Origin of the sequence: Rhodococcus sp. Q1 (assembly GCF_004153645.1) — a bacterium.
Lineage (GTDB): Bacteria > Actinomycetota > Actinomycetes > Mycobacteriales > Mycobacteriaceae > Rhodococcus > Rhodococcus gordoniae.
The window spans coordinates 628,040-652,086 of the sequence record NZ_SDMJ01000004.1; the positions used below are offsets into that span (position 1 = coordinate 628,040).

General features: G+C 67.8%; 20 protein-coding genes. 9 read left to right on the plus strand and 11 right to left on the minus strand.

Annotation, left to right across the window (positions count from 1 at the left end; translation table 11 throughout):
- Positions 1–184 precede the first annotated feature (184 nt).
- The 7 genes from EQ874_RS15215 (at position 185) to EQ874_RS15245 (ending at position 8,062) form a co-directional block, all read left to right on the plus strand.
- Positions 185–1,333: a Rieske 2Fe-2S domain-containing protein gene (locus EQ874_RS15215; protein ID WP_129977251.1), complete on the plus strand. Its 1,149-nt coding sequence runs from the start codon at positions 185–187 to the stop codon at positions 1,331–1,333.
- A 2-nt stretch (positions 1,334–1,335) separates the two neighbouring features.
- Entirely contained in the window at positions 1,336–1,698 is a 363-nt protein-coding gene (locus tag EQ874_RS15220; protein WP_064063423.1) for a hypothetical protein, read from the plus strand.
- Between the two features lie 177 nt (positions 1,699–1,875).
- Positions 1,876–3,588, plus strand: coding sequence for a 3-oxosteroid 1-dehydrogenase (gene kstD, locus EQ874_RS15225; RefSeq protein ID WP_207213549.1), 1,713 nt, complete (start codon positions 1,876–1,878; stop codon positions 3,586–3,588).
- A 40-nt stretch (positions 3,589–3,628) separates the two neighbouring features.
- Positions 3,629–4,489, plus strand: a complete 861-nt coding sequence (locus EQ874_RS15230; protein ID WP_064063421.1) for a MaoC/PaaZ C-terminal domain-containing protein — start codon at positions 3,629–3,631, stop codon at positions 4,487–4,489.
- Between the two features lie 32 nt (positions 4,490–4,521).
- Entirely contained in the window at positions 4,522–6,267 is a 1,746-nt protein-coding gene (locus tag EQ874_RS15235; RefSeq protein ID WP_129977253.1) for a cholesterol oxidase substrate-binding domain-containing protein, read from the plus strand.
- Positions 6,268–6,330: 63 nt separating this feature from the next.
- Positions 6,331–7,386 (plus strand): alpha/beta hydrolase, encoded by a 1,056-nt coding sequence (locus tag EQ874_RS15240; RefSeq protein WP_242496771.1) that lies wholly within the window; start codon positions 6,331–6,333, stop codon positions 7,384–7,386.
- A 61-nt stretch (positions 7,387–7,447) separates the two neighbouring features.
- The gene (locus EQ874_RS15245) at positions 7,448–8,062 is read left to right on the plus strand and encodes an NAD(P)H-dependent oxidoreductase (RefSeq protein ID WP_064063418.1); all 615 of its coding nucleotides are present in this window, start codon (positions 7,448–7,450) and stop codon (positions 8,060–8,062) included.
- Positions 8,063–8,097: 35 nt separating this feature from the next.
- Here the strand turns inward: EQ874_RS15245 and EQ874_RS15250 are convergent, their stop codons facing one another.
- From EQ874_RS15250 to EQ874_RS15295, 10 genes are all read right to left on the minus strand, one after another.
- A complete protein-coding gene (locus tag EQ874_RS15250; protein ID WP_064063417.1) occupies positions 8,098–8,901 on the minus strand; it encodes an ABC transporter permease in 804 nt (267 codons plus the stop codon).
- Positions 8,898–9,875 (minus strand): ATP-binding cassette domain-containing protein, encoded by a 978-nt coding sequence (locus tag EQ874_RS15255; protein ID WP_064063491.1) that lies wholly within the window; start codon positions 9,873–9,875, stop codon positions 8,898–8,900. The genes EQ874_RS15250 and EQ874_RS15255 overlap by 4 nt, the downstream gene beginning before the upstream one ends.
- A gap of 88 nt (positions 9,876–9,963) precedes the next feature.
- Positions 9,964–10,800, minus strand: coding sequence for a mycofactocin-coupled SDR family oxidoreductase (locus tag EQ874_RS15260; protein WP_202400290.1), 837 nt, complete (start codon positions 10,798–10,800; stop codon positions 9,964–9,966).
- Positions 10,801–10,913: 113 nt separating this feature from the next.
- Positions 10,914–12,320, minus strand: a complete 1,407-nt coding sequence (locus tag EQ874_RS15265) for a DUF2252 domain-containing protein (RefSeq protein WP_129977254.1) — start codon at positions 12,318–12,320, stop codon at positions 10,914–10,916.
- Between the two features lie 79 nt (positions 12,321–12,399).
- A complete protein-coding gene (locus tag EQ874_RS15270) occupies positions 12,400–13,569 on the minus strand; it encodes a lipid-transfer protein (protein ID WP_129977255.1) in 1,170 nt (389 codons plus the stop codon).
- On the minus strand, positions 13,566–13,970 hold the full coding sequence (locus EQ874_RS15275) for a MaoC family dehydratase (RefSeq protein ID WP_064063415.1): 405 nt from the start codon (positions 13,968–13,970) through the stop codon (positions 13,566–13,568). Before EQ874_RS15275 ends, EQ874_RS15270 begins: the two co-directional genes overlap by 4 nt.
- Positions 13,967–14,983, minus strand: coding sequence for a bifunctional MaoC family dehydratase N-terminal/OB-fold nucleic acid binding domain-containing protein (locus EQ874_RS15280; RefSeq protein ID WP_129977256.1), 1,017 nt, complete (start codon positions 14,981–14,983; stop codon positions 13,967–13,969). Before EQ874_RS15280 ends, EQ874_RS15275 begins: the two co-directional genes overlap by 4 nt.
- A gap of 14 nt (positions 14,984–14,997) precedes the next feature.
- A complete protein-coding gene (locus EQ874_RS15285; protein WP_129977257.1) occupies positions 14,998–16,149 on the minus strand; it encodes an acyl-CoA dehydrogenase family protein in 1,152 nt (383 codons plus the stop codon).
- Entirely contained in the window at positions 16,134–17,177 is a 1,044-nt protein-coding gene (locus EQ874_RS15290; RefSeq protein WP_064063413.1) for an acyl-CoA dehydrogenase family protein, read from the minus strand. Before EQ874_RS15290 ends, EQ874_RS15285 begins: the two co-directional genes overlap by 16 nt.
- A gap of 68 nt (positions 17,178–17,245) precedes the next feature.
- Positions 17,246–19,447, minus strand: a complete 2,202-nt coding sequence (locus EQ874_RS15295; RefSeq protein ID WP_129977258.1) for an acyl-CoA dehydrogenase — start codon at positions 19,445–19,447, stop codon at positions 17,246–17,248.
- A gap of 89 nt (positions 19,448–19,536) precedes the next feature.
- Between EQ874_RS15295 and kstR the strand changes: the two genes are divergently transcribed.
- On the plus strand, positions 19,537–20,196 hold the full coding sequence (gene kstR / locus EQ874_RS15300; RefSeq protein ID WP_016932107.1) for a cholesterol catabolism transcriptional regulator KstR: 660 nt from the start codon (positions 19,537–19,539) through the stop codon (positions 20,194–20,196).
- A 107-nt stretch (positions 20,197–20,303) separates the two neighbouring features.
- The gene (otsB, locus tag EQ874_RS15305; protein WP_129977259.1) at positions 20,304–22,880 is read left to right on the plus strand and encodes a trehalose-phosphatase; all 2,577 of its coding nucleotides are present in this window, start codon (positions 20,304–20,306) and stop codon (positions 22,878–22,880) included.
- Positions 22,881–22,904: 24 nt separating this feature from the next.
- Here the strand turns inward: otsB and EQ874_RS15310 are convergent, their stop codons facing one another.
- Positions 22,905–24,011 carry a LacI family DNA-binding transcriptional regulator gene (locus EQ874_RS15310; protein WP_026002835.1) on the minus strand — a complete coding sequence of 369 codons (1,107 nt, stop codon included), beginning with the start codon at positions 24,009–24,011 and terminating at the stop codon, positions 22,905–22,907.
- Positions 24,012–24,047 lie beyond the last annotated feature (36 nt).

Here is a 24,047-nt window from a genome sequence, read left to right on the forward strand (position 1 = left end):
TCCCGTCTGTTCAGGAAATGATCGCTTGTACCGAGACTAGAACATGTTCTTATTCGTGTCGAGGTGCAGGCGGACCGCAGGTAGGCGATCCCTATAGAGGGACCAAAGTCCCCGAACCCTTCCCCTCCGCACGCGAGTTCTATAACGTGTTCTAGAGATGATTTCCGGAAGGAAGTGAGCGGACATGGCACAGATTCGCGAGATCGACGTCGGAGAGGTCCGGACGCGTTTCGCGCGAGGCTGGCACTGCCTCGGCCTCGGTCGCACGTTCAGGGACGGCAAGCCCCACGCCGTCGAGGCCTTCGGCACGAAACTCGTGGTGTGGGCCGACAGCAACGGCGATCTGAAGGTGCTCGACGCGTACTGCCGCCACATGGGCGGCGACCTGTCGCAAGGGAAGATCAAGGGCGACTCGGTCGCCTGCCCGTTCCACGACTGGCGGTGGGGCGGCAACGGCAAGTGCACCGACATCCCCTATGCGCGTCGCGTCCCACCGCTCGCGCGGACCCGGGCGTGGACGACGATGGAGCGCCACGGACAGCTGTTCGTCTGGAACGACCCCGAGGGCAACGAGCCGCCGGCGGACGTCACGATCCCCGAGATCGAGCAGTACGGCAGCGACGAATGGACGGACTGGACCTGGAACCAGATCCTCATCGAAGGTTCCAACTGCCGGGAGATCATCGACAACGTCGTCGACATGGCGCACTTCTTCTACATCCACTACGCCTTCCCCACGTTCTTCAAGAACGTCTTCGAGGGGCATATCGCCGAGCAGTACCTCAACACCCGGGGGCGGCCGGACAAGGGCATGGCGACGCAGTACGGCATGGAGTCGACACTCCGGTCGTATGCGGCCTATTACGGCCCGTCCTACATGATCAATCCGCTCGAGAACAACTACGGCGGGTACCGGACCGAATCCGTGTTGATCAACTGCCATTACCCGATCACGCACGATTCGTTCATGCTCCAGTACGGCGTCATCGTCAAGAAGCCCACGGGCATGTCGGCGGAGCAGTCGGATGCACTGGCCGCCAAGCTCACCGAAGGTGTCGGTGAGGGCTTCCTGCAGGACGTCGAGATCTGGAAGAACAAGACCAAGATCGAGAATCCGCTGCTGTGCGACGAGGACGGTCCGGTCTACCAGCTCCGGCGCTGGTACGAGCAGTTCTACGTCGACGTCGCCGACGTGACGGAGAAGATGACGGGCCGCTTCGAGTTCGAAGTCGACACCGCCAAGGCGAACGAGGCCTGGGAGAAGGAAGTCGCCGAGAACCTCGAACGCACGAAGCGCGAGGAAGAACAGGGCCAGCAGGAAGCGGAGGTCTGACGATGAGCGCCTCGGCCCGACAGAGCAGGTGGGCGAAGTCCCCGGACTTCTCCGAGTGGCCCGGCCGGGCCGAGGCCGTCGCCGCTCAGACCGCCATCGACAAGATCAACTACCTGGAGTCCGGCCAGCACGAGGTACGGTGCCGCGAGTGCGGCACGTGCGTCCTCGTCCGCAAGAGCAGCCTCTCGCACACGAGCGTGCAGTGGCAGGAGGATCCGGACACCGTGTGCCCGACCTTCCGAGGAAGCACCTCGACGCGAGGTTCGTCCATCACGCCGCGCGAAGGGTGTCCGCAACTCGGGGCGAGCATCGACCGGGCCGTGCTCGACGGCACCCTTCCCGTGCCCGACGGATCCCCCACCTGACCGACCCGGTCACCGGTCCACCACGCGACAGCACCGTCCCACCGACGGTGCTGTCGCGTTCCCTTTCCTCGGTGATATCCGGTTCCACTGCCGACATCACGCCGTCTTCGGTTCACGCCCAGGACTCTTCGTTTTCGGGGATGGACTCGGCACCGCCATTTCTATAACGTGTTCTACATGACGAAGCAGGAATACGACATCGTTGTCGTCGGCAGCGGTGCCGGCGGGATGACCGCCGCCGTCACCGCCGCCCGCAAGGGTGCCGACGTGGTCCTGATCGAGAAGGCGCCGCGCTACGGCGGGTCGAGCGCCCGATCGGGTGGAGGTGTGTGGATCCCGAACAACGAGGCACTGAAGGCCGCCGGAGTGGACGACACCCCCGAGGAAGCCCGGAAGTACCTCCACAGCATCATCGGCGACGACGTGCCCGCCGAGAAGATCGACACCTATATCGATCGCGGACCGGAGATGCTCTCCTTCGTCCTGAAGAACAGCGCGCTCGAACTGCAGTGGGTACCGGGCTATTCCGACTACTACCCCGAGGCGCCCGGCGGACGTCCCGGGGGCCGTTCGGTGGAACCGGCACCTTTCGACGGGCGGCGCCTCGGCGAGGATCTCCCACTCCTCGAACCCGATTACGCCCGCGCTCCCAAGAATTTCGTCATCACCCAGGCCGACTACAAGTGGCTGAACCTGCTCATGCGCAATCCGCGCGGACCGGTGCGCGCCGTGCGTGTCGGGGCGCGTTTCGTCTGGGCGAATCTCACCAGGAAGCACCTGCTCGTCCGGGGCCAGGCGCTCATGGCCGGTCTGCGAATCGGCCTGCGCGACGCCGGCGTCCCCCTCCTCCTGGAGACCGCGCTCACCGACCTCGTCGTCGAGGACGGCACCGTGCGCGGTGTCGAGGTCGTCGCGAACGGTGAGAAGCGCATCATCCGCGCCCGCAAGGGCGTCATCCTCGCCAGCGGCGGTTTCGAGCACAACGCCGAGATGCGGGCGCAGTACCAGCGTCAGCCGATCGGCACCGAGTGGACCGTGGGGGCGAAGGCCAACACCGGCGACGGCATCCTCGCCGGACAGAAGCTCGGCGCCGCAGTCGACTTCATGGACGACGCCTGGTGGGGGCCGTCCTTCACGCTCACCGGCGGCCCGTGGTTCGCACTGTCGGAACGCAGTCTCCCCGGTTGCCTCATGGTCAATACAGCGGGCAAGCGCTTCGTCAACGAGTCGGCGCCCTACGTCGAGGCGACCCATGCGATGTACGGCGGCAAGCACGGACGCGGCGACGGTCCGGGAGAGAACACCCCCAGCTGGCTGATCCTCGATCAGCGTTACCGCGACCGCTACACCTTCGCCGGCATCACGCCCCGCACCCCCTTCCCCCGCCGGTGGTTCGAGGCCGGCGTACTCGTCAAGGCCGGTTCCATCGCCGAACTCGCCGAGAGGATCGGGGTGCCGGCCGACGCCCTCACCGAGACCGTGCAGCGGTTCAACGGGTTCGCACGCGCCGGGAAGGACGAGGACTTCGGCCGCGGCGAATCCCACTACGACCACTACTACGGGGACCCGCGCAACAAGCCGAACCCGAGCCTCGGCGTGGTCGACAAGGCCCCGTTCTACGCGTTCGCGGTGGTCCCCGGTGATCTCGGCACCAAGGGTGGCCTCGTCACCGACGTCCACGGCCGGGTCCTGCGCGAGGACGGCACCGTGATCGACGGCCTCTACGCGACCGGCAACGTCAGCTCGCCGGTCATGGGCCACACCTATGCCGGCCCCGGCGCCACCATCGGACCGGCGATGACCTTCGGCTACCTCGCGGCACTCGACATCCTCGACCGCACACGTGACGACCACACCGGAGAAATGCGAGCATCCGCCGACACCGTGTGACCCGACCGACCCGAGTTCGAGCCGTAGAAAGGAAGCGCCTGTGCCCATCGATCCCTCGGTTGCCGTCGGAGCCGAACTGCCCGCCCAGGAATTCGAGTGGAACAGTACCGATGTCCAGCTCTACAACCTCGGCATCGGTGCCGGTTCCCGCCCGACCGACGCAGGCGAACTCCGATACCTCCACGACAAGGAGCCCCAGGTGCTCCCCACCTTCGCGACCGTCGCCGCGACCTTCCACCAGGTCGAGCCGCCGAAGGTGTCGTTCCCCGGAATCGAGATCGATCTCGCCCGAGTCGTCCACGGCAGTCAGGAGGTGACCGTGCACGCACCCGTCCCGGCTTCGGGCAAGGGACGCACGATCACCCGCATCGCCGAGGTATGGGACAAGGGCAAGGCCGCTGTCGTCGTCCAGGAATCGAGGACCGAGGATCTCGACGGCACCCCCCTGTGGACCGCACGGTCGTCGATCTTCGCTCGCGGCGAGGGCGGTTTCGGCGGTGAACGTGGACCGTCGGAGTCGGTGGAGTACCCCGATCGCGCGCCGGATGCCGAGTTCGACGTGCCCACCCTGCCTCAGCAAGCGTTGCTGTACCGGCTGTGCGGCGACCGCAACCCGCTCCATTCCGATCCGGAGTTCGCTTCCGCGGCAGGATTTCCCGCACCCATCCTGCACGGGCTGTGCACCTACGGCATCGTGTGCAGGGCCGTGACCGACAACCTGCTGGATGCGGACGCGTCCCGCGTGAAAGGATTCCGTGCCCGTTTCGCCGGCGTGGTCTTCCCCGGCGAGACACTCCGGGTGCGCGTCTGGAACGACGGCGAACGCAAGCTCGTCACCGCATCCGTGGTCGAACGCGACCTCGCCCCCGCCCTGACCGACGTGGTACTCACCGTGGCCTGAGCGCCACGCCCCCCGAAAGAGCGACATACGACATGACACTTCGTGATTCGTCGCCGCGCCTGTCGCGGCGCGGATTCCTTGCGGCCGGTGCGGGCGCGCTGGCCGTCACCGCGATCGGCGGCTGGACTCCGGTCCACGCGGTTCCTTCCGGATCGGCAGGGGCGACACTCCCCACCCCACCGGGTTTCCCCGAGGGCATCGAGCTCTATCAGCAGGCATACCAGAACTGGTCGAAAGAGATCATGCTGGACGCGATCCAGACCTGTGCGCCGCGCACTCCCGACGACATCGTGCGTCTCGTGAACTGGGCACACCGGAGCGGATACACCATCCGTCCGCGCGGAGCGATGCACGGCTGGACACCGCTGACGATCGTCAACGGTGCGCCCGTCGACCGGGTGATCCTCGCCGACACCATGCTCCACCTCAACCGGGTGCGGGTGAACCCCGGCGGCTCACCCGCGACCGTCACCGCCGATCCCGGCGCGACACTCGACGCGATCACCGCGGCACTGCAGGACCACGGTCTCGGACTCGCGAATCTGCCTGCGCCCGGGGTGTTGTCGATCGCAGGGGCACTCGCCGTCAACGCCCACGGCGCCGCCCTGCCCGCGGACGGTGAATCCACCCTTCCCGGACACACTTTCGGGTCGATGAGCAACCTCGTCACCGAGCTGACTGCCGTCGTATGGGACGGCAGCGCCTACGCGTTGCGCACGTTCACCCGCGCCGACCCCGAGATCACTCCCCTGCTCACCCACCTCGGCCGCACGTTCATCACGTCCGTCACCCTGCAGGCCGGACCGAACTACCGGATGCGGTGCCGGTCCTTCACCGACGTCTCCTGGCAGGAACTGTTCGCGCCGGCCGGAGCGTCGGGTCGGACCTTCGAATCGTTCGTCGCCTCTGCGGGTCGCGCCGAGGCGATCTGGTATCCGTTCACGGACAAACCGTGGATGAAGGTGTGGTCGCTCGCGCCGGAGAAGCCGGCCACCTCGCGGGAAGTGACCGGACCGTACAACTATCCGTTCTCCGACAACGTGCCCGAACCGATCACCGACCTGCTGGGTCAGATCACGGCCGGGAACACGTCGATCGCACCGGCTTTCGGGCAGACCTACTACGGCGTGACGGTGGCCGGTCTCGCGGCGACGGGATCGTCCGACATCTGGGGCTGGTCGAAGGATCTGCAGTTCTACATCAAGGCGACCACTCTGCGTCTCACCGAGGGCGGCGGCGCGGTGCTCACGAACCGGGCCAACATCGCCAACGTGATCCACGACTTCACCCACTGGTTCGCCGAACGCATCGAGCACTATCGCGGCCTGGGGCAGTTCCCCCTCAACGGCCCGGTCGAAATCCGTTGTTGCGGACTGGATCGTCCTGAGGACGTCCTCGTCCCGTCTGCAGGGCCTCCGACGATCGCCTCGACCCGTCCGCGGCCCGACCACCCGGAATGGGACACGGCCATCTGGCTCAACGTCCTCGGTGTTCCGGGCACTCCCGGGATGTTCGCCTTCTACCGGGAGATGGAGCAGTGGATGCGGCAGCGGTACAACGGAAGCGACTCGACCTTCCGGCCCGAATGGTCGAAGGGCTGGGCGTTCGGTCCCGACCTGCCGTACACGGACGAGCAGATCCTGACGCAGGGCCTACCCGAGACCTATCGGGAAGGCGTACCGTCCGACGAGAACTGGGATTCGGCTCGTGCGGTGTACAACCGACTCGATCCGCATCGGGTGTTCAGCAACACTTTCATCGACACCCTCCTCCCCTGAACTGCGCACGGGCACAGCTCGCTCGGCACGGGCACAGCGCGGTCCTTTGCTAGGGTTCGCCCCATGCGGAACGTGCGAAGGTGGATCGGTGCTGCTGCTGTGCCCGTGCTGGTTCTCGCGGGAGGTGTGACACTCGCCGGAACGGCCGCGGCTCTTCCCGATACGGGTTCGGTCACCGTGTCGACCGGCAGCGACAGCCCGGTGACCTTCGAGGCCGCCGGCACCACCTTCCACGGCAGTCTGCGCAGTCCGGACGGTGCGACGGTCGCCGCCGCGCTGCTGCTTCCGGGCAGCGGCCCCACCGATCGCAACGGCAATCAGCCCGGCGCTGCGGCCGACACCCTGGTGCGCTCCGCGGACGCACTCGCCGCCCACGGCATCGCGAGCCTGCGGTTCGACAAGATCGGGGCCGGCCGGACAGGTCTCGGGACCTACACCCCCGAGACCGTCGGCGAGTACGGCTTCACCGAGCAGGTCGATCATGCGGAGGCCGCCGTGCGGTTGCTCAGCGAACGCACCGGCGTCGCCGCCGAGGACATCCTCGTCCTCGGACACAGCGAGGGCGGCCTGACCGCACTCACACTGGCCGATCGCGGCATCGGGAGCGGCTTCGCGCTGTTGGCGCCGCTACCGATGCGCTATCTGGATCTGTTGTCCGCCCAGCTCACCGCGCTCGCCGATTCCGGGCAGCTCGGCGCCGACGCCGACGCCGTGCGAGCCGAGCTGCCGCGCACCGTCGCATCGTTGCGGTCGACCGGCACCGTGCCGGCCGACCAGCACCCGGTCGTCGCGCAGCTCGGCCTGAATGCCGCGAACGCCAAGTTCCTCTCCGAGGCCGACGAGCTCGATCCGGTCGAACTCGCCGCCCGGTTGGCGGCCGACACCCCTGTGCTGCTCACCTGCTCCGACAAGGATCTGAACATCAGTTGTGCGCAGGTCGAACCGCTGCGGGCTGCACTCGCACACACCGACCTGCAGTTCGAGCATTTCGCCACCGCGAATCACGGACTCGAGGAACTCGGCCCCCTGCAGCCGGGGCCGGCGGATCTGATCGCGCTTCTGCCCGTGTCGTCGGAATTCTCGGCGGCCGTCGACCGTTGGGCCGAACGAGCACGCTGAGCGTGCGACGCACGATCGGGGACACGGGATTGTCGTCCCGGTGTGCGGGTATCCACGGCACATGACAGCACTTCACGCCGTGGCACTGAATTGCACCCTCAAGCCGTCTCCCGCCGAGTCCAGCACCGACAAGATGGTGGCGCACGTGTTCGACGCACTGTCGAAGCACGACGTCAGCGTCGAAACGGTCCGGGTCGTCGATTTCGACGTCGCGCCGGGCGTGGAAGCCGACATGGGCGACGGGGATCAGTGGCCGGAGATCGTCGAGCGCATCGGCTCGGCCGACATCCTGCTCATCGCCACACCGACCTGGGTGGGACACATGTCGAGTGTCGCTCAGCGTGTCCTCGAGCGGCTCGATGCCGAACTGTCGAACACCGACGACGAGAACCGGCCACGCATGGTGGGCAAGGTCGGGATCGCCGCAGTAGTCGGCAACGAGGACGGTGCGCACAAGATCGTCGCCGACCTGTTCCAGAGCCTCAACGACATCGGATTCTCCATTCCCGCCCAGGGGTCGACCTACTGGAACGGCGAAGCGATGTCGGGCACCGACTTCAAGGATCTCGACGAGATCCCCGAAGCGGTGCGCTCGACCACCGAATCCGTCGCCCGGAACGCCGTGCACCTGGCCACGTTGTTGCGTCAGCGGCAGTACTCGCCCTACCCCGAGTGAGTCCCACCGGTCCCACGGGGAGGTGAGTTCGGCCGTCAGCGACTGACGGCCTTCTGGTACCTCCGAATCGCGAACGGCACGAACACGATCAGCATCAGAGCCGTCCACATCAGCGATGCGAGGATCGGATTCTGCAGGGGCCACACGTCCGGTGGCGGCACCATGGGGTTGGTGTTGCCGAACAACTCGCGCACCGCCTGCGTCAGCGCCGAGATGGGATTCCACTCGGCGATGGTCCGCAGCACCGGTGGCATCGTCGACGGATCGACGAACGTGTTGGCGATGAACGACAGCGGGAAGATCACCATGAAGCTGGCGTTGTTGAAGACCTCGGGTGTGCGGATCCACATGCCGATCACGGCCATCACCCACGAGAGGGCGTAGGCGAACAACAGCAGCAACAGGTAGCCGGCGAGGGCCTCTCCCAGAGAAGTGTTGATCCGCCAGCCTACGAGGAGGCCGGTCAACGACATCACGACAAGGCTGAGCACATTGATCAGCACGTCGGTGGTGGTTCGTCCGATGAGCACCGCGGACGGCGCCATCGGCAGCGACCGGAACCGGTCGATGATGCCCTTCTGGAGATCCTCGACCATCCCGAGGCCCGTCCACGTGGATCCGAAGATCACCGTCTGGGTGAAGATGCCTGCGATGAGGAACTCCCGGTACGACATGCCGGGCACCTCGATCGCGCTGCCGAAGACATAGGCGAACAGCAACACGAACATGATCGGGGAGAGCGTGGTGAACACCAGGAGATCCGGTACACGCTTGATCTTGATCATGTTGCGCTTGGCGATGGTCAGGCCGTCGGTGGCGATCGTTTCGAGCGTGTTCACGACACCGCCTCCTCGATCTTGTCGTCCGTCCCGTGCCCGGTGAGCGTGAGGAACACGTCGTCGAGCGTGGGTTTGCGGAGCGCGACGTCGGAGACCCGGATACCTGCGGCCGACAGTTTCCCCAGTGCGGTCACGAGACCGTCGGTTCCGCCACCGGAATCCGCGCTCACCGGAACGGTGATACGGCCGGTGCTGCGCTCGACCCTGATCTCGCCGGACGCGACCGATTCGAGTTCGCGGACCGCCCGCTCACGCTGCTCGACCTCGGCCACGCCGAGTTCGATGCGCTCGCCACCGACGCGGCTCTTGAGTTCGTCGGCGGTGCCACGAGCGATGACCTTCCCGCGATCGATCACGGCGATGTCGTCGGCGAGGCGTTCGGCTTCGTCCATGTATTGAGTGGTCAGCAGCAACGTGGTGCCGCGTTGCACCAGCGTGTCGATGACCTCCCACAACCCGAGACGGGCACGCGGATCGAGCCCGGTGGTCGGTTCGTCGAGGAAGAGCACCGGGGGATCGGCGACGAGAGCACCGGCGAGGTCGAGGCGACGCCGCATACCGCCCGAATAACCCTTGACCGGGCGATCGCCCGCCTCCTCGAGGTCGAACTGCTCGAGCAGTTCTCGTGCCCGGAGCCGACTTCGTTTGGTGCCGAGGTGGTAGAGACGACCGACCATCTCGAGGTTCTCGAAGCCCGTGAGATATTCGTCGACCGCGGCGTACTGCCCCGACGCGCCGATCCGGGACCGGAGTGCGCGCCCCTCGGTGAAGACGTCGAATCCTGCTACCTCGGCGCGACCGGCATCGGGAACGAGCAGTGTCGTCAGGACGCGCACCGTGGTGGTCTTACCGGCCCCGTTGGGGCCGAGCAGCGCGGTGACCGTTCCTTCCGGCACCCGCAGATCCACACCGTCGAGCGCTCTGACCTGTCCGTATGTCTTGATCAGTCCTTCTGCAACTATGGCGTCGGCCATGAGTGTCTCCCTGACTGTGGTGGCTAGCACAGTGTGCACGAAGAGACCGACACGATTCGACAGGTTTTCTCATCGCATCGACAGATGCTCAGCCGGTCACCCGCGCGGCATTGCCCGCGTCGATCGGCAGCACGGTACCGGAGATGTGTGCGGACGCCTCGTCGGCGAAGAAGAGAACTGCGCGGGTGATCTCGGCAGGTTCGAGCCACGGGACCGGTTGCGCGTGCAGCGAGGTGAACACCGGTGCGACATCGTCGGCGGTCGGGTGCTCGAGGTCGGGCCGCAGCATCCCGTAGAGCGTGTCGTTGTGGATCATCGGCGTGGAGATGTTGCCCGGAGCTACCGCGTTGACGGTGATGCCGTTCTGCGCGAGGTCCAGGGCCGCGCTCTTCGTCAGGCCGATCACGCCCCACTTCGACGCCGCATAGGCGACCATGTTGGTATTGCCGGCCCGGCCGAGCATGGACGACACCGTCACGATGCGTCCGTAATTGCGCTCGATCATCCCGGGTGCCACCGCGGCGACGGTGTTGAACACCCCGGTGAGATTCGACGAGATCGCTTCGTCCCACATCGCCTGCGGCATGCGGTGCACCGGTGCCGCCACCGACACCCCGGCGTTGGCGACCGCGATGTCGATCCGCCCCAATTCGTCGTGGGCGCGGGCTACCAGCGCATCCATCGCCGGACGATCGGCGGTGTCGAGTGTCGCCGAGACGACCCGGCGGCCGGTGGCTTCGACGAGGCGCACCGTCTCGGCCAGATCCTCCTCCGTCGCCAGTGGGTAGCCCACCATCGGTGAATCGGTGCACCGATCGCAGATCACCAGATCCGCTCCGGCCTCGGCGAATGCGACGGCATGCGAGCGACCCTGTCCTCGCGCTGCTCCCGTGACGAATGCGACCCTGCCCTCGAAACCCATCATGACGTCCTTCCGTCGGCGCGTGGTTGCGTCACTTGTACCCTGCCGATCGCCGAGGACGAACTCGCGGTCCCGGACACCGGAAGGGTCCGGGACCGTCGAGGCGAAGACGGGGATCAGAGTCCGGACCGGGCCTTCACCCGGCCCTGGTCCACTGCGTCGTGCAGTGCCTGCAGGTCGCGCTCGGTCCGGTCCGCATAGGCCACCGCGAAGGACGCGAGCGCCTCGTCGAACTGGTCGTCCGTGCCGAGATAGGCCGCCAGCGCGATCCGGTCGCCCGCCCGGGCGTGGGCGTAGGCGAGGACCCGCGCGCACAACCGCCCGTAGAGCTTCAGGCCCTTGGGCACCATCTCCTCGATCACCGCCGAGCCCTTACCGTCGCGGAGCTGACGGATGTAGAAGTCCCGGCCCACCCCGTCGGCGCCCGTACCCCGCTGCCAGCCGAGGAAGATGTCGCTCGCGGACTGCATCAGGCGCTGACCGTTCACGACGCGTTCGCCCTCGTTGCGGAAGGACGGCCCGTCCACGTAGTACGACAACACCGAACGCTGGGCTTCCTTCGCCTGCAGGAACAGCGGATCGTCGTCGTCCACACCCCGCAACAGGAGGATCCACGCCCGCGTGCCGACGCTTCCCACTCCGACGACCTTCCGCGCCGCCTGGACCAGTTCGAACTGTTCGAGGAGGACCCGGCGGTCCCACTGCAGCGTCGCCCGGTACGACCGGACGCGACCGTACAGTTCGTCGTAGATCGCCTCGGCATCGAGATCGGCGAAGACCTCTTCGACGGGCACGATGAGCGGCGGATCGCTGATGATCCGCCGGTGACCGTCGATGATGGTGGTCAGCTTCTCCAGTGCCTGGAGGCTGTCGCGCCGCGAGGCCTTGTCGAGCGCTTTCCGGGTGCGTTTCTCCATCCTCGCATCCAGCACGCCGCCCGACTCCGCTATCTCGACCGTGGGATCGAGATGGGAATACCGCACCGCCAGATTTCCGAGTTGCGCCTGCCTGCACATGGTCTCGCGATACTCGGCCGCACACGCCCGGGTGATCTTCCGGCATTCCTTCGTGGTGAACCCGTTGTCGCGACCCGCGATCTCGAGGCTTGCGACCAGGCGCTTGACGTCCCATTCGAACGGCCCCGGATACGTTTCGTCGAAGTCGTTGACGTCGAAGGCCGTCTTTCGTTCCGGAGTCGCGAACAGGCCGAAATTGCTCGCGTGGGCGTCGCCGCACAACTGTGTGTGCAGACCGCTGTCGGGCGTGCGCGACAGATCGTCGGCCATCACCAGCGCGGCACCGCGGAAGAACGCGAACGCCGATGTCGCCATGCGGCCGTATCGCACCGGGACGAGCTGGGGGACGCGGGACTGCGCCTGGCTCTCGAGCAGCGCGATCGGATCCCGGGACGACTCCCCGAGATCGGCCAGCGACTCGACGGGAGTGACCCTCCGAGCGGCGAGGCCGTTCCGGACCCGCTGTTCGCGGGTCGGATGCACGACATGTCCGTCCGTGACCGACACGGGTCCTCCCACAGGGATCTCGCCGGAGCGTGGGCCTACATCGTAGGCAGGCCCGCGTCCCCGTGGGAGCGAAACGGCGTCAGGACCGCGACAGCACCAGTCCCGAGGTCGGAACTCCCGTTCCTGCCGTGACCAGGACGTGGTCGACGTCGTCGACCTGGTTGACCGCCGTGCCGCGGATCTGCCGGACGCCCTCGGCGATGCCGTTCATACCGTGGATGTAGGCCTCACCCAGCTGACCGCCGTGAGTGTTGATCGGCAGCCGCCCGCCGAGCTGGATGCCGTCGGCGACGAAGTCCTTGGCCTCACCGCGTCCGCAGAATCCGAGTTCTTCGAGCTGCATGAGCACGTACGGGGTGAAATGGTCGTAGAGGACGGCCGTCGCGACGTCCTGCGGTCCGATGCCGGCCTGTTTCCACAACTGGTCGCCGACGATGCCCATCTCGGGCAGTCCTGCGAGCCCGTCCCGGTAGTAACTGGTCATGATGTACTGGTCGGGACCGCTTCCCTGTGCCGCGGCGGCGATCACCGCGGGAGTCTGCTTCAGGTCCTTCGCCCGCTCGGCGCTCGTCACGACGAGCGCCACGCCGCCGTCGGACTCCTGGCAGCAGTCGAGCAGGTGCAGCGGCTCGGCGATCCACCGCGAGTTCTGGTGGTCCTCGAGCGTGATCGGTTTCCCGTGGAAGAACGCCTCGGGATTGGTTGCCGCATGAGCGCGGTCCGCAACGGCCACGGCACCGAAGTCGGCACTCGTCGCACCGGAGACGTGCATGTAGCGTTGCGCGACCATCGCGACGAACGAGGCCGGGGTGCTCAGCCCGTGCGGGTAGGAGAACGCGTTGTCGGTACCCGACGAATTCACCTGCGCGGCAAGTGCGGTATTGACCTGACCGTAACGCGCCCCGGATCGTTCGTTGAATGCCCGGTAGGCGACCACCACGTCGGCCACGCCGGTCGCGACGGCCATCGCCGCCTGCTGCACCGTCGCGCACGCCGCACCGCCGCCGTAGTGGATGCGGGAGAAGAACTTCAGGTGAGGGATACCCACCGAACGGGCCACGGCCACTTCGGTGTTGGTGTCCATCGTGAACGAGACCAGGCCGTCGACGTCGTCCGGGGTGAGTCCCGCGTCGTCGAGGGCGGCGCGTACTGCTTCGGCGGCGAGGCGGAGTTCGCTGCGACCGGAGTCCTTCGAGAAGTCGGTGGCACCGATGCCGACGATCGCCGCTGCACCCGACAGGCCGCTCATGCGGTGCCTCCGATCACGAAAGTGGCTGTGGCCGTGATGTGTTTTCCCAGACTGTTGGTGCCGGTGACGTCGACGGTGACCAGTCCGCCCTCGACGGAGGCAACGGTGCCGGAAAGGGTCAGGGTGTCGTAGGCGTACCAGGGCACACCCAGCCTCAACGAGATCGACCTGATCACCGCTCGGGGTCCTGCCCACTCGGTGACGTAGCGCTGCACGAGCCCGGTGTCGGTGAGGATGTTGACGAAGATGTCCTTCGATCCGCGTTGCTGTGCCTTGTCGCGGTCGTGGTGCACGTCCTGGAAATCGCGGGTGGCCAGGGCCGTCGACACGACGAAGGTCGGATCCGCGTGGATCGTCGAAGTGGGCAGGTTCTCGCCGATCGTGACGGTCGGGGCGCTCACACGTCCTCCTCGAGAGGCTTCCAGGCGTACAGCGTCCACGCTTCTCCCCCGGTCTCGTCATCGCCGGGGAAATCGAGATAGGTGGCTTCCACCGGCATTCCGATCCGCACCTGCCCGGGATCGACGCCGCGGAGTTCACCGAGCATCCGCACCCCTTCGTCGAGTTCGACGAGTGCGACGACGAAGGGCAGCTGCCGTCCCGGCACCTTCGGGGCGTGGTGGACGACGAAGCTGAACACCGTTCCGCGTCCGGAGGACACGACGTAGTCGGTGGTCTCGGACTTGTCGAGCCAGAGCGCCGGGACGGGTGGGTGCTGCAGCGTGCCGTCGGGGCGTCGCTGGATGCGCAGTTCGTGGGCCGAGACGCCCTCCCAGAAGAACTGCGTGTCGCGGGAGACGGACGGGCGGAGCAGCCGTGCGGGGTCGAGATCGTCGGGAACCGACGGTGCCCGGCCGTCGGAGGACGACGCCTCCTCCACCTTGGTCGGCGGGGCGAACTTCAGTATGCGGAACAGCATTTCGGCGACGACCTCGTCGCCGACCCTCCACAGGTTGCGGGTGGTGAAGAACCAGCCCTCCCCCAGGCCGGTCTTCTTCGGGCCGACGACGTCCTCGAGGGTGGACTCGATCGTCACCTGTTCGCCGTGACGCAGGTAGCGGTGGTAGATCTGGTCGCAGTTGGTGGCGACCACCGACGTGTATCCGGCGTCGTCGAGGATCTGCGTCATCCGGCCGAGCGGATCGTCCTTCTCCCGTTCGGCGCCGAGACCGCGCATCGTCCACACCTGCGCCATGGCGGGCGGGGCCACGAGACCGCCGTGACCGGCGGCGATCGCCGCGGATTCGTCGGTGTAGATCGGATTGCCGTCGCCGATCGCCTCGAGCCAGTTACGGATCATCGGCAGATTCACCGGATCGCGGCCGGGCCGGGGTGCGGACGAGCCGTCGCTCCGCACCTGTTCGGCCGCCCGCAGGATCTCCTCCGGGGTGCTTCCCGGAACGTCACGTGTCACCGAATTCTCCTGCGTCACCGCGGCACCCGCGGCATGCCCAGTCCGGCCGTCGCGATCAGTTCGCGCATGACCTCGTTGACGCCGCCACCGAAGGTGATGACCACGTTGCGTTTGGCCATCATGTCGAGCCAGCGGAGCAGCTCGGCGGTGTCGTCGTCGGCGGGGTCGCCGAAAGCACCGACGATCTCCTCGGCCAGACGCCCGACCCGCTGGATCCGCTCGGTGGCGAACACCTTGGTGGCCGAGGCGTCGGCGATGTCGACGGCGTCGTTGCTGCTCGCCGCGACCTGCCAGTTGAGCAGTTCGTTGAGCCGCCAGGTCGCGTGGATCTCCCCGAGTGCGCGTCGCACCTCGGGACGGTCCTGGAGTTCGTGCGCGCGGACCCACTCGACGAGCCGGTCGTAGATGCCCGCCACACGACCGGCCGGTCCGAGCATGACGCGTTCGTGGTTGAGCTGGGTGGTGATGAGCTTCCAGCCCTTGTTCTCCTCGCCGACGAGCATCTCGGCCGGAACACGCACGTCGCTGTAGTAGGTGGCGTTGACGTGATGGGCGCCGTCGCAGGTGATGATCGGCGTCCAGCTGAAGCCCGGGTCCTTCGTGTCGACGATGAGCACGGAGATGCCCCGGTGGCGCGAGTCGGCGGGGCCGGTACGGACCGCGAGCCAGATGTAGTCGGCGTCGTGCCCACCGGTGGTGAAGATCTTCTGTCCGTTGACGATGTAGTGGTCGCCGTCGCGCACCGCGGTGGTGCGCAGTGCGGCGAGGTCGGTGCCGGCCTCCGGCTCGGAGTACCCGATCGCGAAGTGCACCTCGCCGGCGAGGATGGCGGGCAGGAACTTCCGTTTCTGCTCGTCGGTGCCGTAGACCTGCAGCGTCGGGCCGACGGTCTGCAGCGTGACGCTCGGCAACGGGACGTCGGCCCGGACGGCCTCGTTGGCGAAGATCTGCTGTTCGACGTCGCCGAAACCGTGGCCGCCGAACTCCACCGGCCAGCCGACGCCGAGCCATCCGTCCTTGCCCATTCGACGGACGACCTCGCGGTAGGTGGGCCCGTGCCGTTCGGTACGCATGATCGCAGCCTCCTCCGGGGAGACCAGATTGCCGAAATAGCGGCGCAGCTCGGCCTGCAGCGCGCGCTGCTCGTCTGTCAGATCGATGAACACCGGGCCCCCACGAGGTCGAGTCGGTACGAGGCGCCGCCGAGCAACCGGGCGAGGTCTTTGGCGGCCGACGAATACTTGTGCAGTGGATAGGTCTCGTCGACACCCACCCCGCCGTGCAGATGGTGCAGCACACGCACGGCCGGAGGCAGTTCGGCCGCGATCCAGTACGCGGTGACATCGAGATCGTCTGCCGCGTCGAGACCTTCGGACAGGCGCCACACCGACGACAACGCCGCGACGTGCAGGGTGCGCGCGGTGACGTAGACATCGGCGATCTGCTGCGCGACGGCCTGGAAGGTCGCGAGCGGTTTGCCGAACTGGTGCCGTTCGCTGACGTGCTTCGCGGTGAGCTCGGTCGCCCCGGAGAGCAGTCCGTCCGCGAAGGCCGCCACAGCGGCGAGCGCGATCCGGTGGAGGGTCGCCACGGCGTCGGCACCGGACTCCGCGAGCAGGACACCGACGGCGCCGTCGGCGCGCAGCGAGAACTCCGGGGAGCCGGTCGAGGTGGGGCTCGGACGCAGGGTCACGCCGGTGGCGTCGGGAGCCACCGCGACCACACCGGCATCGGTGGGCAGGAGCACCAGGCGCGCCCGATCGGCGTAGGGCACGGCGACGAACGACCCGGTGACCGCGTGACCCCCGTCGGTTCGGACGGCGGTGGCGGCCGGCTGTTCCGGGAAGGCGCGGCCGGGTTCACCGAGTGCGGCCGTCAGGACGGCTCCCTCCGCGACGCCGGCGAGCAGTTCGTCCTGCTGCTGCTCGGAGGCGAGCGCGAGGATCGGCAGGACGCCCAGGCCGAGGGTGGCCAGGGCCGGCGTCTGCGCCGCTCCGCGTCCGACCTCGGTGAGGACGGTGGCCACTTCACCGAGCCCGAGCCCCGATCCGCCGAGCCGTTCGGGCAGGGCGAGCGACAGCAGGTCGGCGTCGGCCAGCGCGGCCCACAGCGCTTCGTCGGCGAGGCCGCGTTTCAGGAGACCGGCCGCCACACCGGCGATCTCCTCCTGTGTCTCGTCACGTGCGAAGTCCACCGTCACCCACCTTCGATATAGAACGTGTTCCAGTTGTAGCATTCCCGGGCGTCCGGCGGAAGGACTCCTCAGTCGCGCGGCAGCCCCAGGAGCCGCTCGGCCGCCACGGTCAGCAGAATCTGCTCGGTTCCACCGGCGATCGTCAGGCACCGGGTGTTGAGGAACTCCCGGGTGAGCGGTCCTTCCACCCACCCGGCCTCGCCCGCGAGATCCATGGCGAGTTCGGCGGTGTCCTGCCGCTGCCGCACGCCGATGAGTTTACGGACGCTCGACGCGGCGCCGGGATCCTGTCCCTCGAGTTGCGCGAGGGTGGCACGCAGATCCAGGAGCGAACCGACCGTCGCCTCACCGATCTGCGTCGCGATGCGGTCCTCGGCCACAGGATCGTCCGGCGCCGACAGAGCGAGCAGCTCTTCGATGTGCGGGCCCAGCGACGACTTGCCGCCCATCGCGACGCGCTCGTTGGCGAGGGTCGTGCGGGCGAGCTTCCAGCCGTCGCCGAGTTTCCCGACCACGCACTCGTCCGGCACGAAGACCGAATCGAGGAAGACCTCGTTGAACAGCGCGTCGCCGGTGATCTCCCGCAGCGGCGAGATCGTGATACCCGCGGACTTCATGTCGACGAGGAAGTACGTGATGCCCTTGTGCTTGGGGACATCGCGGTCGGTGCGGGCGAGGCAGATCGCCCAGTCGGCCTGCTGAGCGAGCGAGGTCCACACCTTCTGCCCGCGCAGCACCCATCCCCCGTCGACCTTCTCGGCACTCGTGCGCAGTGCCGCGAGATCCGAACCCGCTCCGGGTTCCGAGAACAGCTGGCACCACACCACGTCGCCGCGCAGGGTGGGCATCACGAACCGTTCGATCTGCTCGGGCGTGCCGTGCTGGAGGACGGTCGGCACCGCCCACCAGCCGATCACGAGATCGGGGCGTTCGATACCGGCAGCGGCGAGTTCCTCCTGGACGACGAGCTGTTCGGCGGCGCCGGCTCCCCGACCGTAGGGTGCCGGCCAGTGCGGTGCGAGCAGACCCGACTCGGCGAGAGCGACACGCTGCTCGGACTCGGGCGCGGCGGCGATGCTCTCGATCTCGGCGCGGATCCGTGCCCGCTCCTCCTCGTGTCCGGACAGGTCGATCCCGAGATGACGACGCGCGCCGTCGCGGACCAGGGTGGTGAGCCGTGACCGCCACACGGTGGAGCCGCCGAGTACCTGCCGGGTGGCGACCGCGCGGCGAAGATAGAAGTGCGCGTCGTGCTCCCACGTGAAGCCGATGCCGCCGAGCACCTGGATCGCATCCTCGGCCGTCCGGACCGCGGCGTCGAGCGCGATCGCCGCAGCAGCGGCCGCCGCGATCGGCAGTTCGTCGGGCTGCGAATCGACAGTGACCGCTGCGTCCCATGCCACGGCCCGGATCTTCTCGGTCCGGCAGAGCATTTCGGCACAGATGTGCTTGACCGCCTGGAACGCGCCGATCGGTTTGCCGAACTGCTCACGGATCTTCGCGTAGTCGACGGCGGTGGTCAGCGCCCAGCCGGCGAGGCCGGCCAGTTCCGCGGCGGCGAGACCGGCGGTGAGGTCGCGCACGAAGCCGGCCGGGACGGTCGCGACACGCCCTGCCGGCACGGTCGCGCCGTCGAACCGGACACGGGCCACCGCGCGGGAGGCGTCGATGGTGTCGAGCGGCTCGACCTGCAGACCCGGATCGTCGGCCTCGACGAGCGCCCAGCGTTCGATGTCCGGGGCTCCGCCGGCGGGTTCGATGTCCGGGGCTCCACCGGCGGATTCGACGGCCGGATCACCATCACCCCCGAGACGCACGAGCACAGCGATCCCGGCCTCGGCGCCCACGGCCGGCCCGGCCTCGCCCCGCAGCACGAATCCGTCCCCTGCCGGTTCGGCGGCCACGGCCGAGTCGAGCGCGAGCGCGGTGGGGACCTCGCCCTCGGCGAGTCGCGCCGTCGTCTTGGCGACAGCCTCCCCGGCGCGGCCGAACACGAGAGCCGCCACGGCGGTCGTCAGGACGGGGCCGGGCGCGAGTTCGCGGGCGGCCTGTTCGAGCATGACGGCCAGGTCCACGGCAGTCGCTCCGAGGCCGCCCGCGTCCTCGGGGACGGCGACACCGAAAAGTCCGAGTTCTGCGAGGGACGACCAGCCGTCGCGCCACGTCGCGTCGCCTGAGCGACGTATCGTCGAGATGGGGTCGACGGTGCGTGACCAGGCCTGCACGGATGCCTGGACGGCTCGCTGCTCCTCGGTCGTGGCGATACTCACAGCGGTTTCCGCCCTTCCGAATGACATCATTGCTAGAACGTGTTCTAATATGACACCGATTCGGAGTCAAGGCGTGAGGAAACGAATTTATGGCCACCCCGTCCCGCTCCCGTGCCAATGGACACGGAACTCTGACCGCCCTCACCGAGGACGATCTCAGTTCCAATGCCCAGAAGGAACGGCGTAAGCGGATTCTCGACGCCACCCTGGCGCTCGCGTCCAAGGGTGGATACGAGGCCGTGCAGATGCGGGCAGTGGCCGAACGAGCGGACGTCGCTGTCGGCACCCTCTACCGGTACTTCCCGTCCAAGGTGCACCTGCTGGTCTCCGCCCTCGGCCGTGAATTCGCCCGTATCGAGGGCAAGGGCCGCATCCCACCCGGCCACAGCCCGCTCGAGCGTATGCACCTGGTCCTGAGTCTGATCACCAAGGCGATGCAGCGCGATCCGCTGCTCACCGAAGCCATGACGCGGGCGTTCATGTTCGCCGACGCCTCGGCCGCCGCCGAGGTCGATCAGGTCGGCACCCTCATGGACCGGCTGTTCGCGCGGGCCATGAACGACGGCGAGCCCACCGAGGAGGAACTCGCCATCGCGCGTGTCATCAGCGACGTGTGGCTGTCGAATCTCGTCGCCTGGCTCACGCGCCGTTCGTCGGCCACCGATGTCGCCCGCCGGCTCGAACTGACCGTGGATCTCCTGCTCGGAGACGGCTCCCGCGCCCCGAAGACGGTCGCCTCGGGAGTATGAGACTCGGGAGTACGAGAGTTGCTTCCCGGTCTTCTGTAACCGGAAACACGCACTCGGAAGGCCGACGGGGTCCGACTCCCGCCCGACTCTGACCTAACGTGGTTCAGGTGAGTGCCCACGATCTTCCGATTGACCTTCGACGTGCTCTGGTGGCTGTCGCGCGGACGCCCCGTCTGCTCGTGGCGACCGACTACGACGGCACCATCTCCCCCATCGTGAGCGACCCGGAGAAGGCCTACCCGCACGACGATGCGGTGCGGGCGCTGCGGGGCCTCGCAGCTCTTCCGTCGACGTCGGCGGCGGTCATCTCGGGTCGCGCCCTCAAGGATCTCGCCGCCCTGTCGCGGTTGCCGGTCGAGGTCAAGCTCGTCGGCAGCCACGGTTCCGAGTTCGACATCGGATTCGTCCACGAGGTCGATCCCGAGGCCAGGGACCTGCTCGCCACGATCGTCGAAGGACTGGACGGCGTGGCGTCCCGGTTCGCCGGCGTGCGGGTGGAGGTCAAGCCTGCGAGCGCCGCGCTCCACGTGCGCAACGCCACCCCTGGCGACGCCGAACAGGCCCTCGACCTCGTGCGGAACGATCTCGCTCTCCGCCCGGGTGTGCAGGTGACAGAGGGCAAAGCCGTGATCGAGCTGTCCGTGGTGCCCACCGACAAGGGCAAGGCCCTCGGCGTCATCCGGCATCAGGAGGCCGCCACCGCGGCGGTGTTCTTCGGCGACGACGTGACCGACGAGAAGGCCTTCCGTTCCCTGCAGGGTCCGGATGTCGGAGTGAAGATCGGCGACGGTGACACCGCCGCCGAGTACCGCGTCCGCACCAGCGAAGAGGTCATCGCGGCGCTGGCGTTCCTGCTCGAGGAACGTCGTACGTGGCTGTCGGGTGCCCACGTCGCCCCGATCGAACGTCTGACGATGCTCGCGAGTCCCCGTTCGAAGGCGCTCGTGACCCCCGACGGCACGATCACCTGGCTGTGCCACCCCGATCCCGATTCCGCCGCGGTCTTCGCCCACCTGCTCGGTGGCGACGCCGCCGGTCACTTCTCCATCGGCCCGACCCGCCAGGCGCTGCCGCTCAGCCAGCGTTACGTCGACTCGACGATGACGGTGGTGACCCGGTGGGCGTCGCTCGCGGTGATCGACTATCTCCCGCACGACGTCGAGACCGGCCGCACGGATCTGACCCGCGTGATCACCGGGCGCGCGAGCGCGGTGGTGACCTTCGCGCCGCGACCGGAGTTCGGCCAGGGCCAGGTGACCCTCGAGGTCGAGGACGACGGCATCCGCGTGATGGGCTTCAACGAGCCCTATGTGCTGCGCTCTCCCGGTGTGCGGTGGGACATCACGACCGATGGGGTGCATCAGACGGCCCATGCCGTGGTCGACCCCAGCGAGAACGACATCATCCTCGAATTTCGTTGCGGCACCGATGATCTCGACGAACACCCGGTTCCGGAGGTCGAACGCCGGGCGCAGTCCGAGGCCTACTGGCACACGTGGGCGTCGCGCCTCGAACTCCCGCCGCTCAAGCCCGACCTCATGAAGCGTTCGGCGCTCACCCTGCGCGGGCTGGTCCACGGGCCGACGGGTTCGATCCTCGCCGCGGCGACCACCTCGCTCCCCGAGGAGATCGGTGGGGTCCGAAACTGGGACTACCGCTACTGCTGGCTGCGCGACGCCGCGCTCACGGCGCAGGCGCTCGTGCGGGTCGGATCGCTCGAGGAGGCCGAGAACTACCTCGACTGGGTCCACCGTGTCCTCGAGACCGTCCCCGGCCCCGAACGCCTGCACCCGCTGTACACGCTCGCCGGCGGACCGCTTCCGCCCGAGGCCGTGCTCGACTCGCTTCCCGGTTACGCCGGTTCGCGGCCCGTGCGTATCGGCAACGCCGCGAACCAGCAGGTGCAGCTCGACGTGTTCGGTCCGATCGTCGACCTGATCGCCGACCTCGCGCACAGCCGCGAGGAAGGCGGCGCGCCCCACGATCAGGCCCTCACCGACCGCGACTGGGAGCTCGTCTGCTCGATGGTCACCGCGGTGGAACGGCGCTGGTTCGAGCCGGATCACGGCATCTGGGAGATCCGCCACGCACCTCGTCACCACGTGTACTCGAAGGTCATGGGGTGGCTGACCGTCGACCGGGCGCTGACGCTCGCCGAGAAGTTCGGCCGGACCGCCGGTGAGGGTTGGGCGGCGCTGCGCGACGAGATCGCCGACGAGGTCATCGAGAAGGGCTGGAACGACGACGTCCAGTCGTTCACCTCGGCCTACGACGGCACCGATCTCGACGCGGCCACCCTGTTCATCGGCCTCACCGGACTCGTCGACCCGGAGGACGAGCGGTTCCGGGCGACCGTGGCGGCCACCGAGCGGGAGTTGCGCAGCGGCGCGACCGTCTATCGCTATCACAGCGACGACGGCCTGCCCGGTAGCGAAGGCGGCTTCCACCTGTGCGCGGCGTGGCTCGTGGCGGCCTACCTGCTGATCGGGCAGCGCAACGACGCCGAAGCACTGTTCGCGCAGCTCGTCGCCGCAGCCGGACCGACCGGTCTGCTCAGTGAGGAGTACGACCCGGTCGCGGAGCGTTCGCTGGGCAACCACCCACAGGCGTACAGCCACATCGGTCTGCTGCGCTGCGCCCAGCTGCTGTCGGGGGCGAAGCCGATGGGCGAGCGGATTCGCTGACACCCTGCGGCCGGCGACACTGCCCTATTCCGCGTACCACTCGCTCTCGACCCGGCCCGAGGTGGCGCCGAACCACAGTTGGGTGCCCAGGGTCTCGAGTGCGGGTACACCGGAATGCGACGGGGCGGCGAGGAGCAGTTCGCCGGCGCGCCGCCCCTTGTCCTTCTGCGGTTGCCGCACGGTCGTGAGACCCTCGCGCATCGCTTCGTCGATGCCGTCGAATCCGGTGATCGACAGGTGCCCGGGCACGTCGAGACCCATCTGGTTGGCCCATGCGAGCGCGCCGAGCGCGAGTACGTCGGTGGTGCACACGAGCGCGGTGATCCTCGGGTTGACCCGCATGATCTGCGCTGCGGCGGACATGCCGTCCTCCGCCGTGTGGGTGTAGCGCTCGACGACGGTGAGCGAGTCGGGGGCCAGGCCCGCAGCGCTCATGGCGTCCTGGACGCCGCGGATGCGTTCTCGCTGTACGTGGAAACCGCCGGTCCCGAGGGTCGACAGATCGACGACCCCGTCGTGTCGTTCCCGGCCGAGGCGCATCGACAACATGCCGATCTCACGGTGGCCGAGCTCGACGAGATGGGCCGCGAGATCGCGCATCGCCCGCCGGTCGTCGATGCCCACCACCGGGGTGTGCTCGAGTCCGCGCGGCTGGTCGCACGCCACGACCGGGAGGTGCCGTTCGAGTACGGCCGCCAGATAGGGATCCTCGGCAGGGACCGAGTACACGACGAAACCGTCGACGGACGACCGGTGCACGACCTGTGCGGCCTCGTCGTCGGTGCGTCCGGGTCCGGCGGGGATGAGCAACAGCCCCTGCCCCGCCGCCTCGCACGCCTCGGACAGTCCCGACAGGAAGCTCATGGCGGCGGGATCCCGGAAGGAGTAGCTCAACGCTTCGGTGAGCAGGACCCCGACCGCTCCGGCCTTGCGGGTACGCAGCGACCGCGCCATCGGATCCGGTCCGGCATATCCGCGTCGCTTGGCAACTTCGAGGACACGCTCACGCAGTTCGGCGGACAACTGATCGGGACGGTTGTACGCGTTCGAGACCGTGGTGCGGGAGATCTTCAACTCGGCGGCTATCGACGCCAGGGTCGCCTGTCGGCGCGGCTGACGAGACCTGGACATGAGAGGACCGTAGTCCTGTGTCCGTGCTCACGACCA

Excerpts from the sequence above, each read along its gene's own strand:
- kstD (WP_207213549.1), top strand. The coding sequence starts at position 1,876 with ATGACGAAGCAGGAATACGACATCGTTGTCGTCGGCAGCGGTGCCGGC.
- EQ874_RS15310 (WP_026002835.1), bottom strand. The coding sequence starts at position 24,011 with ATGTCCAGGTCTCGTCAGCCGCGCCGACAGGCGACCCTGGCGTCGATA.
- kstR (WP_016932107.1), top strand. The coding sequence starts at position 19,537 with ATGGCCACCCCGTCCCGCTCCCGTGCCAATGGACACGGAACTCTGACC.
- EQ874_RS15255 (WP_064063491.1), bottom strand. The coding sequence starts at position 9,875 with ATGGCCGACGCCATAGTTGCAGAAGGACTGATCAAGACATACGGACAG.
- EQ874_RS15270 (WP_129977255.1), bottom strand. The coding sequence starts at position 13,569 with ATGAGCGGCCTGTCGGGTGCAGCGGCGATCGTCGGCATCGGTGCCACC.
- EQ874_RS15220 (WP_064063423.1), top strand. The coding sequence starts at position 1,336 with ATGAGCGCCTCGGCCCGACAGAGCAGGTGGGCGAAGTCCCCGGACTTC.
- EQ874_RS15240 (WP_242496771.1), top strand. The coding sequence starts at position 6,331 with ATGCGGAACGTGCGAAGGTGGATCGGTGCTGCTGCTGTGCCCGTGCTG.
- EQ874_RS15260 (WP_202400290.1), bottom strand. The coding sequence starts at position 10,800 with ATGATGGGTTTCGAGGGCAGGGTCGCATTCGTCACGGGAGCAGCGCGA.
- EQ874_RS15235 (WP_129977253.1), top strand. The coding sequence starts at position 4,522 with ATGACACTTCGTGATTCGTCGCCGCGCCTGTCGCGGCGCGGATTCCTT.
- EQ874_RS15215 (WP_129977251.1), top strand. The coding sequence starts at position 185 with ATGGCACAGATTCGCGAGATCGACGTCGGAGAGGTCCGGACGCGTTTC.
- EQ874_RS15245 (WP_064063418.1), top strand. The coding sequence starts at position 7,448 with ATGACAGCACTTCACGCCGTGGCACTGAATTGCACCCTCAAGCCGTCT.